We start from the raw sequence: 15176 nt of genomic DNA on the forward strand, positions 1-15176 counted from the left end.
CATGCAGGTGAACATGACCGTCAACGGCGAACAGGTGAGCGCCGAGGTCGAACCCCGGACGCTGCTCGTGCACTTCCTGCGTGATCAGTTGCGGCTCACCGGAACCCACTGGGGCTGCGACACCAGCAACTGCGGGACGTGCGTGGTCGACGTCGACGGGGTGCCGGTGAAGTCCTGCACGATGCTGGCCGTGATGGCGTCGGGCCACAGCGTCCGGACCGTAGAGGGACTAGCGGGGCTAGCCGGAGCTCTGGACCCAATTCAGGAAGGGTTCATGCGCTGCCACGGGCTGCAATGCGGCTTCTGCACACCGGGAATGATGATCACCGCCCGCGCCCTGCTGGACCGCGATCCCAATCCCGATGAGGAAACCATCCGGGAGGCGATCTCCGGGCAGATCTGCCGCTGCACCGGATACACCACGATCGTGCGTTCCATTCAGTGGGCCGCGTCCCACGCAGCTCCCGCGGAGGCCGGATCATGACCACCATCGAGTCGCGCCCGCCCTCACCCGAAGACACCGCCGACAACGACCAAAAGCCCTGCGGCCACGGCCGGATGCTGCGCAAGGAGGACCCGCGCTTCATCCGTGGCCGCGGCACCTACGTCGACGACGTCGCGCTGCCGGGCATGCTGCACCTGGCGATCCTGCGCTCGCCCTACGCGCACGCCCGCATCGCCGGCATCGATGTGACTGCGGCCCTTGCGCATCCGAAGGTCAAGGCGGTGGTGACGGGCGCGGACCTCGCCGAGAAGGGCCTGGCCTGGATGCCGACGCTGTCCAACGACGTGCAGGCCGTACTGGCCACCGACAAGGTCCGGTTCCAGGGCCAGGAGGTGGCGTTCGTCGTCGCCGAGGACCGGTATTCGGCCCGCGACGCGCTGGAGCTGATCGACGTCGACTATGACCCGCTGGATCCCGTCGTCGACGTGCGCAAGGCGCTGGAGCCGTCCGCGCCGGTGATCCGCACCGACCTCGACGGCAAGACCGACAACCACATCTTCGACTGGGAGACCGGCGACGCGGCGGCCACCGAGGCGGCGTTCGCGCGCGCCGACGTCGTCGTCAAGCAGGAGATCGTCTACCCCCGGGTGCACCCCGCGCCGATGGAAACCTGTGGCGCGGTGGCCGATTTGGACCCGGTGACCGGCAAGCTGACGTTGTGGACCACCTCGCAGGCGCCGCACGCCCACCGCACCCTGTACGCGTTGGTCGCCGGCCTGCCCGAACACAAGATCCGGGTGATCTCGCCCGACATCGGCGGCGGGTTCGGCAACAAGGTGCCGATCTACCCCGGTTACGTCTGCGCGATCGTCGGCTCGCTGCTGCTGGGCAAGCCGGTGAAATGGATGGAGGACCGCAGCGAGAACCTGACCTCCACCAGCTTCGCCCGCGACTACATCATGGTCGGCGAAATCGCCGCCACCAACGACGGCAAGATCCTGGCGATCCGTTCCAACGTGCTGGCCGACCACGGCGCGTTCAACGGCCAGGCGGCACCGACGAAATACCCGGCCGGCTTCTTCGGGGTGTTCACCGGCAGTTACGACCTCGAGGCCGCCTACTGCCACATGACCGCCGTGTACACCAACAAGGCGCCCGGCGGGGTGGCTTACGCGTGTTCGTTCCGGATCACCGAGGCGGTGTATTTCGTCGAGCGGCTGGTGGACTGCCTGGCCTTCGACCTCAAACTGGACCCGGCCGAGCTGCGGCTGCGAAACCTGTTGCGCCCCGAGCAATTCCCTTACCAGAGCAAGACCGGCTGGACGTACGACTCGGGTGACTACGAGGCCACCATGCGCAAGGCGATGGACATGATCGGCTATGAGGCACTGCGTGCCGAGCAGCAGGAGCGGCGGGCGCGCGGCGAGCTGATGGGCATCGGCATGGCCTTCTTCACCGAGGCCGTCGGCGCCGGGCCGCGCAAGGACATGGACATCCTCGGCCTCGGCATGGCCGACGGCTGCGAGCTGCGGGTGCACCCCACCGGCAAAGCCGTTGTCCGACTGTCGGTTCAGAGCCAGGGCCAGGGGCATGAGACGACGTTCGCGCAGATCGTCGCCGAGGAGCTGGGCATCCCGCCCGACGACATCGAGGTGGTGCACGGCGACACCGACCAGACGCCGTTCGGGCTGGGCACCTACGGCAGCCGGTCGACCCCGGTGTCGGGCGGGGCCGCAGCGCTGGTGGCCCGCAAGGTGCGCGACAAAGCGAAGATCATCGCCTCGGGCATGCTCGAGGTTTCGGTCGCCGACCTGGAGTGGGAGAAGGGCTCCTTCCACGTCAAGGGCGACCCGTCGGCATCGGTGACGATCCAGGACATCGCGATGCGCGCGCACGGCGCCGGCGACCTGCCCGAGGGCATCGAGGGCGGGCTGGACGCCGAGGTCTGCTACAACCCGTCGAATCTCACCTATCCCTACGGCGCGTATTTCTGTGTGGTGGACGTGGATCCGGGCACCGCGGTGGTCAAGGTGCGGCGCTTCCTGGCCGTCGACGACTGCGGCACCCGGATCAACCCGATGATCATCGAGGGCCAGGTGCACGGCGGCATCGTCGACGGTATCGGGATGGCGCTGATGGAGATGATCGCGTTCGACGACGACGGCAACTGCCTGGGCGGGTCGCTGATGGACTACCTGATCCCGACCGCGATGGAGGTGCCGCACCTGGAGACCGGACACACCGTCACCCCGTCGCCGCATCACCCGATCGGCGCCAAGGGCATCGGCGAATCGGCCACCGTGGGTTCGCCCCCGGCCGTGGTGAACGCGGTGGTGGATGCGCTGGCGCCGTTCGGGGTTCGGCACGCCGACATGCCGTTGACGCCGTCGCGGGTGTGGGAGGCGATGCAGGGCAGAGCGAGGCCGCCGATCTAGATGACGATCAGTGAGCGCGCCCAGGAGCTGTTGGCGGCACGGACACCCTTCGTGCACGCGACCGTGGTGCGCGCCCAGCCGCCCACCTCGTCCTACCCGGGCGACGAGGCAATCCTGTTGGCGGACGGCACCATCGAGGGCTTCGTCGGCGGTCAGTGCGCCCAGAACTCCGTGCGCAAGGCGGCGCTGGGCGCGCTGCAGGCGGGCGAGAGCGTGTTGCTGCGGGTGCTTCCCGACGGCGACGTGCACTTTCCCGAGGCGCCCGGCGCCTGCGTCGTCGTCAACCCGTGCCTGTCCGGCGGATCGCTGGAGATCTTCTTGACCCCGCAACTGCCGGCTCCGCTGATCGAGATCCACGGGGCCACCCCGATCGCCGAGGCGCTGGCCCAGCTGTGCGGGGTACTCGGCTACGACGTCCGCCGCGGCACCGACCTCGGCGAGGCCACGGCGGTGGTGATCGCCAGCCATGGCGGGCCGGAGGCCGAAATCATCCGCGCGGCACTGGATCACGGCGCCGGCTACGTCGGCCTGGTGGCCAGCAAGGTACGCGGCGCCGCCATCCTCGGCCAGCTTGACCTCTCCGACGCCGAGCGGGCCCGGGTGCACACCCCGGTCGGGCTTGCCATCGGCGCCAGGACCCCCGCGGAGATCGCGGTCTCGATCGCCGCCGAGCTGGTCGCCGGCATCCGCGACGGCGACCTGTGCCGCACCGTCGCGCCACCGAGCACGACTTCCGGCACGGTCGATCCGGTGTGCGGCATGACGGTGACGATTGGGCCCGACACCGAGCACCTGCGGGTGGCCGGCGCGGACTACTGGTTCTGCGGCCCGGGCTGCCGCGCGGCGTTCGCCGCCGGGAAAGCGGGCGCATGACCGTCACCGGTGTCGTGCTGGCGGCCGGCAGTTCGCGCAGGCTTGGGACCCCCAAACAGCTGCTGCCATACCGGGATACGACCCTCCTGGGCGCCACCCTCGGGGTCGCGCGCGGCGCGGGATTCGACCAGCTCATCGTCACGCTCGGCGGCGCGGCCCAGGCGGTGCGCGCCGCGGTGCGCCTCGACGGGACCGACGTGGTGCCCGTCGACGACGCCGCAACAGGGTGTGCGGCCTCGCTGCGGGCCGCGCTGGACCGGGTTGATCCGCGGGCCGACGGGATCGTGCTGATGCTCGGCGATCAGCCCGGCGTGCAGCCGGCTACGCTGCAGCGAATGATCGACGAGGGACCTTTCGCCGGCATCGTGGTGTGCCGCTACGACGACGGCATCGGTCATCCGTTCTGGTTGGGCCGCAGCGTGTTCCGTGCGCTCCGCGAGCTGCACGGCGACAAGGCGGTGTGGAAGCTGGTGGAATCGGGCCGGCACCGGGTGCGCGAGTTGGCGATAGCCGGCCCGGTCCCGCTCGACGTTGACACCTGGGACGACTACCAGCGCCTGGTGAAATTGTGATGTTTGACGGCGTGGAGGACGTGGTCACCCGGTTCGACGCCCGCGACTACCTGCTCGATACGGGCACCGCGTCGGCGATCTATCTGGCCGTCACGCTCGGTCGTCCGCTGCTGCTGGAAGGGGAGCCCGGGGTCGGCAAGACCACGGCCGCGAAAACCCTTGCGGCGGTGCTGGACACCGAGCTGGTGCGGCTGCAGTGCTACGAGGGCCTGACCGCCGGCGAGGCGCTCTACGACTGGAACTACCAACGCCAGTTGCTGTCCATCAGGCTGGCCGAGGCCAGCGGCAGGGGCATCGAAGAAGCGGACCTCTACACCGAACAATACCTCGTCGACCGCCCCATCCTGCGATGTGTGCGCCATCGCGGGCCGACCCCTCCGGTGCTGCTGATCGACGAAATCGACCGCGCCGACGACGAATTCGAGGCGCTGCTGCTGGAATTCCTCGGGGAATCCGCGGTCACGGTGCCCGAGCTGGGCACCTTCGTTGCCGAACGGCCGCCGATCGCGGTGCTGACCTCCAACCGCAGCCGCGACCTGCATGACGCGCTGCGCCGCCGCTGCCTGTATCACTGGATCGACTACCCGGAGCCGGCCCGGGCCGCGGCCATCGTCCGCCGGACGGTGCCGGGCGCGACGGCGCCGCTCATCGAGCACGCGACGCAGTTCATTGGCCGCGCCCGCGAGTTCGACCTGGACAAGCCGCCGGGCGTCGCCGAGACGATCGACTGGGTCGCGGCGCTGGTGTCGCTCGGCGTCGCCGATCTGGTCGACGACAAGGCCGTCGCCACCCTGGGGGCGCTGGCCAAGACTCCGGACGACCGTACTCTGATTCGCGACGCGTACGCCGAATACAGCCGCACCTGAGAGGACCCACCGCATGAAGATCGCCAACCAGTTCACCGTCAGCGCGCCCATCGAGCAGGCCTGGGACGTGTTGTGCGACCTGGAGCAGGTGATCCCGCTGATGCCCGGGGCGCAGCTGACCGGCCACGAGGGCGACGACTACCTCGGCAAGGTGAAAGTCAAGGTCGGGCCGGTGACCAGCGAGTTCAGCGGCAAGGTGCGCTTCGTCGAGCTGGACCGCGACCAGCACCGGGCGGTCATCGACGGCAAGGGCAAGGAATCGCGGGGCACCGGCAACGCCGCCGCCACGGTCACCGCCCAGTTGCACGAGGATGGGGGGCACACCAGCGTCACCGTCGACACCGATCTCAAAATCGTCGGCAAGCTGGCCCAGTTCGGCGGCGGCATGCTGCAACAGGTTTCGGAGAAGCTGCTGGGCCAGTTCGTGGAATCGCTGGAGGCCGAGCTGGCGGCGAAGAACGCACCGGCCCCGGCGAGCACCGAGGCCCCGACAACGACCGAATCCGCCCCCGGGCCGCGCCACCCGGCCCCCGAACCCGAGCCCATCGATCTGCTCGACCTGGCCGGCGGCGACCAGCTCAAGAAGTACGGCGCGGCGGCGGCCGCGGTGCTCGTCGTGCTGGTGCTGATCTGGGTGTTGCGCCGGAGGCGTTAGCGTCCGTGAGCACCCCACTGCTGTTGCGGGGCGTCGACCTGGCGGCGTTCGCGGCCGCCCTGGTGGCGCGCCTGCGCGGCGCCGGGATGCAGGTGTCCGCCAACGGCCCGGGCGACTTCGTGCGGGCGCTGCGACGATTGGTGCCGGACACGACGTCAGCGCTGTATTGGTCGGCGCGGCTGACCCTGGTCAATCGGATGGAAGACCTCGGCGCATTCGACGCCGTCTTCGACGCCGTGTTCGGCGGCACTTCGGCCGACCTCACCAAAGGACCCGAACCGGCGCTGCCCGTTCCCGGGCCGAAAGCACCCGGGGCCGGCACGCTGCAACGGTCGGGAAGCCCATCCGGCGGCGGCGCCCACGGATTGCCGTGGGTCGCGAGGGCGGTCACCGGCGACGACGCTCACGAAACGAGCGTCCTGCTGCCCGACCTGCTGCCCAGCCGCATCGCCGCGCGCGCCGACGAGCCGTTCGACCGCTTCGATGCCCAAGACCTCCGCCTGGTCGGCTCCTGGCTGGAGGCAAGCGTCGCGCGCTGGCCGCGCCGCCGCAGCATGCGGTTCGAGCCCAGCGCGGGCGGCAAGCGCATCGACCTGCGCGCCACAATGAACGCCTCACGCGAAACCGGCTGGGAGTCAATCAAATTGGCGCGCACACGGCCCCGCCGCCGGCCCCGCCGGGTGGTCCTGGCCTGCGACGTGAGCCGCTCGATGCAGCCGTACGTCGCGGTGTATCTGCATCTGATGCGCGCCGCCGCGCTGCGCCGGCACGGCATGCGACCGGAGGTTTTCGCGTTCTCGACGTCGCTGACCCGGCTCACATCGGTGCTGTCGCACCGCTCGGCCGAGGTGGCGCTGCAGAAAGCCAACGCGACGGTCACCGACCGCTACGGCGGCACGTTCATCGGCCGCAGCCTCGGCGCCCTGCTGACCCCGCCCCACGGCAACGCGCTGCGCGGCGCGGTGGTGATCATCGCCTCCGACGGCTGGGACGCCGATCCGCCCGACGTGCTCGCCCACGCGATGGCCCGGTTGCGCCGCCGGGCCGCGACGCTGGTGTGGCTCAATCCCCGTGCGGCGCAAGGCGAATTCCAGCCCTCGACCGGGTCGATGGCCGCGGCCCTGCCCTATTGCGACCTGTTCCTGCCGGCGAACTCGCTGACCGGGCTGCGCGAGCTGCTTTTGGCGCTGACGCGCCCGCGGCTATCAATAGCGCCGTAACGGCGACCGGGCTCGGCGCGGTCAAAGCGCGAAGCAAGGCGAGCGCAATGTGCTACATCGCTTTGGTGGGGTTGGGTACGTGCAGGTTCCAGGTCGGAAGTGCCCGGCGCAGCCTCTGCAAACCCCCGACTGTGATTTCGCCGGTGCGAAGCACGTCGCGCCACGTACGGGCACCCCGGTGCCAGTCGACAAACGCCCGTGAGCTGGCCTCGACGGTGAGGTCAATCTGGCCGCCGGGATCGGAGTTGCACATCTCGGCATCTCCGTGCTCGATCAATATCCAGAACCGCCGCTTGCTGGGACGCTCTTCGGGAAAGGTGAAGGCGATCACTGTTCGGCCTTCTGGCAGGTTAGATCGGTCGAGCTGTACCTGGCACCAAGCCCACAGTGCGTAGGCGGGATCGGATTGCTCCGCGGTGACGTCCGTCCACCGTTCGCCCCACGTTCCCAGAGCCCTAATCACCCCGGCGAGGTCGGCGCCGGCGTCGGTAAGTCGGTAGGTGTGCCCACGGCCAACGGGCTTGGGTTGGGCTTCGATGATTCCCGCACGCTGCAGTTCGTCGAGGCGCTTCATCAACATCGAGCGAGACATCGACGGCACTCCGTTGGCGATCGCCGAGAAGGTGTCGGCGCCAAACATCATGTTGCGTACGATCAACGGATTCCACCTCTCGGCGAGGATCTCCGACGCCGTTGCGACGGGGCAGTACTGACGATAGGTGGCCATGTCATCAATTGTGCAGCATCGTGCGCACCGGTGGAGTTCTAAGTTAGGACTTCACGGTGCAGCCGTAATCCCCGAGCATGGGGTCGTGACGTTCGAAGCGCCCAGTACCGCCCCAGCGCTGATCACCCGATTCGCACGCAACGCGATGCCGGGCGTACTCGCTTTGAACTCACCCGCTCCCACTGCCCAAGTCAGACAGCTCGCAGAGTACGCATCGGCATTCTGCCGTGAGTGAAGCCAACCAAGGAGACGACCAAACCATGTCAACCTTCGTCCTGGTTCATGCCGCATGGCACGACGGATCCGTCTGGAACCCAGTGATCAGCCGCCTGCAAGACCGCGGTCACACTGCTTTTGGGCCAACCGTTGCGGGACACGGCAAGGGCGTCTGCAAACAGGTTAGCCACGCCCCGGCGACCCAGTCGATCGTGGACTTCATCGTCAGCCGCGATCTCACCGACATCGTGTTGGTTGGCCATAGCTTCGGCGGCAGCATCGTTTGCAAAGTCGTCGAGGCCATTCCCGAACGTGTTCGGCGGCTTGTCTTCTGGAACGCATTCATCCTCAACGACGGGGAGTGCATACTTGACGTCGCGCCGCCGCACTTTCGCGCGTCGTTTCAACAGCTCGCGGAGGCCTCGCCGGACAACACCGTGATGCTGCCATTCTCGGTTTTTCGCGAGACGTTCATCAACGACGCCGATTTGGACGTCGCTACGGCGGCGTATGCGCAGTTGTCGCCGGAACCGTACCCGCAGATGGCCGAGCCGCTGGATCTGCGGAAATTCTACGCATTGGACACGCCACGGAGCTATCTCAACGGAACCGACGACATCGCGCTCCCGCCAGGCGAATGGGGGTGGCATCCCAGGATGTCCTCCCGGCTCGGGCTGTACCGGCTGGTGCAAATGCCGGGCAGCCATGAACTCATCTTTACCAATCCAAACCTTTTGACCGACAAGATCATCGAAGCTGGACGCGACTGAGTGGGATAGTTTCGGGGCCCGCGAGCCGGTCCGATGGTGCGTGAGAGTGTTGGCGTGCTGGATTATTCGATTAACTTTAGGGAGTTGTGGTGTCGTACTTGATGATTCGTCCGACCGAGTCGAGGACGAAAGAGTACCGCGCCGCAGGGGTGTGGCGCGGCGTTGGGCCGATCGGTGATTTACGCCGGTGGCGGGATGAGAGTCCGCAGGCGTTGGCAATCAGCGCGTTCGGGGCCTCCGGTGCACCGGTGCTGATCAACTATCGTGGTTATGCGTCCCTCGTCGAGCGCTTTTCGGGTGCACGGTACGAACTTGGAGTGCTGCAGGGGCATGTGGTGGCAATTCAGTTGCCGAATTGCTGGCAGGCTTTGGTGCTTTACCAGGCGGTGCCACGGTAGGGAGCCATCGTCGCACCGACCATGACCACGATTAGACCGCGTGAACTGGAGCGAATGCTCCGGCGCGTGGAGGCGCACGTCTGCATCACCGTGGACCGGTGGGCTGGACTCGACCACGCAGATCCATTGCGCGACACAGCTTCTCGATTGCCGAAATTGCGGCATCGGGTAGTGATCGGGCAGGCCGGGGACGGTGATATCGAGTTCGCCTCGATGTTCGAGGAGACCGCCTGGGAGCAGCGTCATTCGGTGGCGCTCGACGATGTGAAGGATGATCCGGACGCGGTTTCGATGGTCATCTTTACTTCAGGTACTACTGGAGAACCCAAAGCGGCACTGCACACCCATAACACCGTTTACACCTCGTTCGCCGGCCGGTGCGAGGCGCTGGGCTTCGAGCAGTCCGACGTCGTCTTCTGCCCACACGCACTCATGCACCTCGCCGGCCACTTGTTGGCCCACACGGCCTTGACCACGGGCGCCTCGATCGTTCTGCTTGACTCCTGGTCCGGGGCGCGGGGTCTGCAGGTCATGGTCGAGAGTCGCACCAGTCGAATGATGGCGGCGCCGGTGTTCATCTACGACCTGCTCACAGCCATCAGAGAGCGAACGGGTCCGAACGATCTTCCACCCCTGCGCACGATGTTGACCGGCGCCACCACGGTGCCTGCGCCACTGGTAGCCGACGTCCAAAAGGTGTTCGGCACGCCACTGCAGACGCTCTGGGCGATGACCGAGTCGGCATTGGGACGGCGATCCGTACCGACCATCCGCCGGACTGGGCCGCTCACAGCAACGGCAGCCCCTTGCGGTCAGTGGAACTGGATCTGCGATCGGACGACGAGATCAACCGCGAAAATCCGGGCAAACTCTTCATACGAAGCGGTGGCGTCTGTGTCGCGACGGTGGGACGCGACACCGGTGAAGTGGTGGTGACTTCCGAGTTCGACGACGGCTGGTACGAGACCGGTGACGTGGCGGTGCCGGATGGCCTCGCGGGATTCGGCTGATGGGTCGTGCCGGTGACAGGATCGGCGGGGCGTTCATGATTCCGGTGAACGACGTCGAGTCCGAATTGCTGCGTCATCCAGGCGTTCAGGACGTGGCCCTGGTCGGCTATCCGGACGGGCAAGGCGGCGAGCTGGCTTGCGCGGTGGTTGTTCCCGCCGGCGCTCACCAGGTGACTCTGGAAGAACTGCGCGAGTATCTCGGCGGGCTGGGTATGACGTACTGGTACATGCCAACCCGGCTAGTGTGTGTCGACGCGCTCCCTCGCAACGGCATGGGCAAAGTTCGCAAGGTGTCGCTGCGGCGATGGCTGAAGGGCGAAGTCAGCTTCGACGACGCCTTGACCGACGTATAGCGGCCCGCTGTCGGTTGATGGTGCCTGCTGCCACGCGCCTACGCTCGCGAGAGCGGCCCAGAACTCGTTGCGGGATGTCTACGCCTCTGTTCGTATGGAATTCAGCGCGTGTGTTGGTGGCCATACCTTCGACGATCTCCCCGTAAGGCGCGTTGTTGCCTGCTGACAGCACAACGCTTTCGGGAGGCGCTAGTGCCCTTGGCTGACCGGCCGTCTCGATGCTCACCCAGTGCACGCAGATGTGCACCACGCGCACGAACACGTCGCCGGAGTCGCAACCGTGTGGGTGCCGCCCTAGCGTCGTAAACGACCGCAACCGCAAACCGGCGATCCATTGTGAGAGACCACCGCACCCTGAAAGGACATCTGCCGTGACCGCACCTACTAAGGTCCACCCGGTCATTTTCATTCACGGCCTGTGGATCCACTCGAGCGCTTGGCAACCGTGGCTCGAACTGTTCGGCGCCAACGGATATGCCGCGGCAGCCCCCGGCTGGCCCGGCGATTCCCCCACTGTGGAAGAGACCCGCGCCAATCCCGACGCCATGAACGACGTCGGCATCGCCGATGTCGTCAACCATTACGCCGGCATCATCGGCACCCCGACCGTCAAACCGATCGTCATCGGCCATTCCTTCGGAGGGTTGTTTGCCCAGCAACTGCTAGCCAGTGGGTACGCCGCGGCCGCCGTCGCACTTGACCCCGCGGCGATCAAAGGCGCCAAGGCGCTGCCCTTCGCGCAACTGAAATCCGCGTTCCCGGTGCTCGGCAATCCCGCCAACCGGCATCGCGCCGTTGCGCTCACACCCAAGCAGTTCCACTACGCCTTCGGCAATACTCTGACCGACGAGGAATCCAACGCCCCGCACGACGCCTGGTCCATACCCGGTGCGGGACGCCCGCTGTTCGAAGAGGCCAGCGCTAACCTGTCGCGGCACTCCGCCGCCGCCGTCGACGTCACCGTCGGCAACCGCGGGCCGCTGCTGATTACCTCCGGCACCGAGGACCACGTGGTGCCGTTCAAGGTCACCAAGCAGGTTGTCGACCTCTACACCAAGGGACCCGGCGACACCGACTTCCACGTCTTCGAGGGCCGCGGCCACTCCCTGACCATCGACAACGGGTGGAAGGAAGTCGCCGACGTTGTCCTGGAATGGTTGGCCGGCAAGGGATTCTGACCTCCGTGTCGCGCCGCACCGGCCACCGACGACCGGAGACACGAACCCGTCCCGGCTCTCTCGGGGCGGTGCCCCGAAATGGGCGAACCCACCTCCCCTCGACGACCGCGCGTCCCGTCACTACTGACCCCCTCAAGGAACGCCATGTCTGCAACGGCCACCCGCACACCGCATCACGTCGTGCGCCTCGACATCGCCACCGCCATACCGTTTGACGAGTTCCGCGCCGCCTTCGAATCCGCAGCGCCGGTGTTCGATCGCCAGGCCGTACACCAGATCGTCGCCGACGGCGGCGACTGGGATGACGTGCGCGCCGCCGTAAGGGCCGCGGCACCCCACGAGCTGATGGTGTTTACGTCCATCGACGCCAGACCGATCATGTCGGCCGCGGGTCACCACACCCCGGCCGTGGAGTACCTGCTGGGCAACCCCGTCGTGGCCGAGCAGATGTTCCGCCGCTCGTCGCTGGCTCTGCTGTACGCGCCGCTGCGCATCCTCGTCCACAGTGATGCCAGCGGCGACGCCATTTTCAGCCTCGACCAGCCCAGCAGCTTGTTTGCCAGCCTGAACGATCCCGCCGTCACCGACGTGGGCCGCGAACTCGACCGCAAGGTGGTCCACCTGCTGACGGTCGCCGGCGTCGACGCCGCAGCGGCGTTCGTTGACGACGGTCCGACGCAGTGACCGCCGAGGCCGCATGAGTGCGAAATGGCGGGCCGACGACCACGACGTGGCTAGGAGCGAGTCCTGCCGCCCTTGGCGCCCGCACGCAGGTCCCGCCACTCGCGAGGCGACATCCCATAAGCAGTGCGGAACATCCGCGCAAAGCTCGATGGGTCGACGAACCCCCACCGCCGAGCGATCGCGGCGATCGATGCTGTCTGTGCAACGGGCTCAGCCAAGTCGCGCCGGCACGCCTCCAGCCTTTCGGTGCGGATCCAATCACCTAGGCCGATCTGCGCCGCTTCGAGCACCTTGTAGAGCTGGCGCACCGAGATGTGATGTTCCGATGCCACCTGCGCCGCACTGAGATTCGGCTCATGCAAGTGAGCGCGCAGGTATTCGATGATTCGCAACTGCAGCGTTGCCTGCATGGCTTCACGACCGAGTTCGGTGGCATCGGCGTGGGTGGTCAACAGGGCGCGCACCAGGTCGATGCTGGCCTGTGCCACCGGCTCCGTATCAGTGCGCTCGAAGATGTCACAACGCGTCCCCAGTCGCTGCAGATAGGTGGCCGTCAGATCGGTGACCGGATGCTGCGGACACAGCGTGACCGCACACAATTTACTAATCATGTTGTGCGGCAGAGCAAGCCGGTCGATCGGCACCCGGAAGTAGTGGTGGCGAATCCCGCCGTGATCGAACAGGGTGTATGGAGCGGTGGTGTCCCACAACACCAGCTGACCCGGGCGCAACAATGCCTCACGGCCATGCTGAACCAAAACACTGGTGCCCGAAGGTTGCATCGCCAGGAACACGCACGGGCGCGTGTCATCGCGGGCCTGCGTTGGTGTCCGCTCGACCCCCAAGGCGTTGGAGTGAACCGAGAACTTCTGCAAATCACCCAACTGGTAGATGGTGCCGGCAGCGGTGACCGGCGATCCCTGGGTGAACGTGATGTCGACCGGCACCACGGTCTCGCGCGTCACCTGGGTCAACGCTTCGGCGCGGTCGCTGAGCGGCATTCGGCGGGTATCGACAGTCACATAAGACACGTTTACCTCGCCAGAAATCTGAACCGATCGGTTGCGTTTTATTGTGAACTGATCGGTTCAATAAGTCAAACGGAGAGCTAGGATCGGCTAGTGACGGTCGGGCGGCGCAGACAATTCGACGAGCAGGTCGCCGTGCGCGCCGCGCGCGACCTGCTCTGGGAGAAGGGCTATGCCTCCACCTCCCTCACCGACCTGGAGTTGGCGACCGGCCTGAACCGCTCCAGCCTGTACCAAGCCTTCGGAAGCAAAAGCGCATTATTTACACGAGCGGTGCAGAACTACTGCGAAGAAATTCTCTGGCCGCTGATCGAACCGATGGAAGCCGACGATGCTGGCCCTGAAGAGATCGCCGCCTACTTCCTCGCGTTGGCGGGTCGTATTCGCAAGTCAGCGCGGCCGTCAGCCGAACGCGGCTGCATGATCAGCAACACCGCATCCGAACTCAACATCCTCGACGACACCGTCGCCGGCATGGTGCGCAACTATCGAAAGCGGCTGCATAGCGCAATTACCAACGCCTTGACCGCGATCAAGGGACTCGATGACCCGGACCGTAAGGCCGAGGTGCTCACCGCCGCCCAAATGGGCCTCATGATCACCGCCCGCTTCGATCCGATAGCCGCCGCCAAGACCGCCGAGACCATCGCCGCCGACGTCCGCACTTGGTGAAGGACGCCTCACGCTATCCGACTGGCAACATTTGGGCGATCCCGTCGTCGAATACACACCTCAGGGGCTTGGTGGTTGGAGTCCGTGGCGTTCGCGCACGTAGTCGGCGACGGTATGGGCAGGGTGGCCGGTCAGGTCTTCCACGGTGTGGGTGAGGCGGTTGTAGCGGTCCTCACGGTGCAGCCGAGCCATGGTGGCGATGTGCTGGGTGAGGTGGGGGCCCGCCCGCATTGCGTCGAGTCGGGTCAGCCATTGGTCGTAGGGCACGTCGACGCCGGCGATGGGCCGGTTCAGCGCCTGGGAGTACTGCTCGGCCAGACCGTCGAGGTCGAGGAGGGCGGGGCCGGTGAGTTCGTAGGTAGCCCCCAGGTGCGGCGCCGGGTTGCACAGAATCGTAGCGACGACTTCGGCAACGTCGCGGGCGGCGATCGGTGAGGTCTTGCCGGCGCCGAAGGGCAGGTTGAGGGTGCCGTCGGCGTTGATCGAGGCGTCGGCGAGGGCACTGAACAGCGGGTTCTCCAGGAAGACCGTGGGGCGCACGGTGACGGCGGGCAGGCGGGACCATGCGATCACGTGTTCGGCGAGCCAGTGCTGGCGTTGCTGGCGGGACTCGGCGGTGCTGGCGATCGTCATCTGCGACACCGTCATCTGTGACATGTTGACCAGGACCTCAAGCTGTCCATGATCGAGTGCGGCGGCGCAGACTTCGGTGGTGGCTTCCAGGTAGTGCGCAGAGACGCTCATGGAGAAGAACATTCGCGTCACTCCGTCGAGGGCGTCGTGGACGTCACGAGGGTTGGTGAGGTCGCCGACGACGACGTCGGCGCCTTGCTCGCGCAGCGCGGCGGCGCGCTCGTCGTCGCGGTGGACGAACGCGCGCACGGGGGCACCGGCGTCGAGCAGCGCGGTGATGACCCGGGGGCTGACGCTGCCGGTGCCGCCGCCGGCGCCAGTGATGAGGTACGTGAGTTCGGTCATCTGTCTACCTATCTGGTTCTCGGCGTGGATCTCGAGCACCACCCCTGGTGATCAGATGGTGGCCGTCGGACAGGGCGGCAAGTAGCAAGGCCTTCG

At 66.7% G+C, this 15176-nt stretch carries 17 protein-coding genes; 14 read left to right on the forward strand and 3 right to left on the reverse strand.

The window, feature by feature from the left end; all coding sequences use genetic code 11:
• The first annotated feature begins 1 nt into the window (after position 1).
• The 7 genes from A5787_RS07280 to A5787_RS07310 are packed head-to-tail and all read left to right on the forward strand — an operon-like array spanning position 2 to position 7066.
• Entirely contained in the window at positions 2–484 is a 483-nt protein-coding gene (locus A5787_RS07280) for a (2Fe-2S)-binding protein (protein WP_066963812.1), read from the forward strand.
• A complete protein-coding gene (locus tag A5787_RS07285) occupies positions 481–2880 on the forward strand; it encodes an aerobic carbon-monoxide dehydrogenase large subunit (RefSeq protein WP_066963814.1) in 2400 nt (799 codons plus the stop codon). Before A5787_RS07280 ends, A5787_RS07285 begins: the two co-directional genes overlap by 4 nt.
• Positions 2881–3753 carry an XdhC family protein gene (locus A5787_RS07290; RefSeq protein ID WP_066963817.1) on the forward strand — a complete coding sequence of 291 codons (873 nt, stop codon included), beginning with the start codon at positions 2881–2883 and terminating at the stop codon, positions 3751–3753.
• Positions 3750–4325, forward strand: a complete 576-nt coding sequence (locus A5787_RS07295; protein ID WP_066963820.1) for an NTP transferase domain-containing protein — start codon at positions 3750–3752, stop codon at positions 4323–4325. The genes A5787_RS07290 and A5787_RS07295 overlap by 4 nt, the downstream gene beginning before the upstream one ends.
• Positions 4325–5191 (forward strand): MoxR family ATPase, encoded by an 867-nt coding sequence (locus A5787_RS07300; protein WP_066964019.1) that lies wholly within the window; start codon positions 4325–4327, stop codon positions 5189–5191. Before A5787_RS07295 ends, A5787_RS07300 begins: the two co-directional genes overlap by 1 nt.
• Before the next feature lie 13 nt (positions 5192–5204).
• Entirely contained in the window at positions 5205–5846 is a 642-nt protein-coding gene (locus A5787_RS07305; RefSeq protein WP_066963823.1) for an SRPBCC family protein, read from the forward strand.
• A 5-nt stretch (positions 5847–5851) separates the two neighbouring features.
• Positions 5852–7066: a VWA domain-containing protein gene (locus tag A5787_RS07310; protein WP_066963826.1), complete on the forward strand. Its 1215-nt coding sequence runs from the start codon at positions 5852–5854 to the stop codon at positions 7064–7066.
• A gap of 52 nt (positions 7067–7118) precedes the next feature.
• Here A5787_RS07310 and A5787_RS07315 read toward each other — a convergent pair whose 3' ends face one another.
• Positions 7119–7793 (reverse strand): helix-turn-helix domain-containing protein, encoded by a 675-nt coding sequence (locus A5787_RS07315; protein ID WP_066963828.1) that lies wholly within the window; start codon positions 7791–7793, stop codon positions 7119–7121.
• A 260-nt stretch (positions 7794–8053) separates the two neighbouring features.
• On the opposite strand from A5787_RS07315, the gene A5787_RS07320 reads away from it, so the two are divergent.
• The 6 genes from A5787_RS07320 to A5787_RS07345 all read left to right on the forward strand — a co-directional run bounded on the left by A5787_RS07320 (position 8054) and on the right by A5787_RS07345 (position 12402).
• The gene (locus tag A5787_RS07320) at positions 8054–8779 is read left to right on the forward strand and encodes an alpha/beta fold hydrolase (RefSeq protein WP_066964022.1); all 726 of its coding nucleotides are present in this window, start codon (positions 8054–8056) and stop codon (positions 8777–8779) included.
• Positions 8780–8868: 89 nt separating this feature from the next.
• Positions 8869–9177, forward strand: a complete 309-nt coding sequence (locus tag A5787_RS07325; RefSeq protein ID WP_156763809.1) for a hypothetical protein — start codon at positions 8869–8871, stop codon at positions 9175–9177.
• Between the two features lie 6 nt (positions 9178–9183).
• Positions 9184–10113 (forward strand): AMP-binding protein, encoded by a 930-nt coding sequence (locus tag A5787_RS07330; RefSeq protein ID WP_255361715.1) that lies wholly within the window; start codon positions 9184–9186, stop codon positions 10111–10113.
• A gap of 73 nt (positions 10114–10186) precedes the next feature.
• Positions 10187–10540: a hypothetical protein gene (locus tag A5787_RS07335; protein ID WP_066963838.1), complete on the forward strand. Its 354-nt coding sequence runs from the start codon at positions 10187–10189 to the stop codon at positions 10538–10540.
• Positions 10541–10911: 371 nt separating this feature from the next.
• Complete coding sequence (locus tag A5787_RS07340) at positions 10912–11718, forward strand: alpha/beta hydrolase (protein WP_066963842.1); 807 nt, start codon at positions 10912–10914, stop codon at positions 11716–11718.
• A gap of 144 nt (positions 11719–11862) precedes the next feature.
• Positions 11863–12402 (forward strand): DUF302 domain-containing protein, encoded by a 540-nt coding sequence (locus tag A5787_RS07345; RefSeq protein ID WP_066963846.1) that lies wholly within the window; start codon positions 11863–11865, stop codon positions 12400–12402.
• Between the two features lie 50 nt (positions 12403–12452).
• Here the strand turns inward: A5787_RS07345 and A5787_RS07350 are convergent, their stop codons facing one another.
• Positions 12453–13424, reverse strand: a complete 972-nt coding sequence (locus A5787_RS07350) for a helix-turn-helix domain-containing protein (protein WP_156763810.1) — start codon at positions 13422–13424, stop codon at positions 12453–12455.
• 99 nt (positions 13425–13523) lie between these two features.
• On the opposite strand from A5787_RS07350, the gene A5787_RS07355 reads away from it, so the two are divergent.
• Positions 13524–14102, forward strand: coding sequence for a TetR/AcrR family transcriptional regulator (locus A5787_RS07355; protein ID WP_066963852.1), 579 nt, complete (start codon positions 13524–13526; stop codon positions 14100–14102).
• Positions 14103–14162: 60 nt separating this feature from the next.
• Here A5787_RS07355 and A5787_RS07360 read toward each other — a convergent pair whose 3' ends face one another.
• Positions 14163–15080: an NAD(P)H-binding protein gene (locus A5787_RS07360; RefSeq protein WP_066964025.1), complete on the reverse strand. Its 918-nt coding sequence runs from the start codon at positions 15078–15080 to the stop codon at positions 14163–14165.
• Positions 15081–15176 lie beyond the last annotated feature (96 nt).

Origin of the sequence: Mycobacterium sp. 852002-50816_SCH5313054-b (genome assembly GCF_001667185.1) — a bacterium.
In the GTDB taxonomy this organism is placed as follows: Bacteria; Actinomycetota; Actinomycetes; order Mycobacteriales; family Mycobacteriaceae; genus Mycobacterium.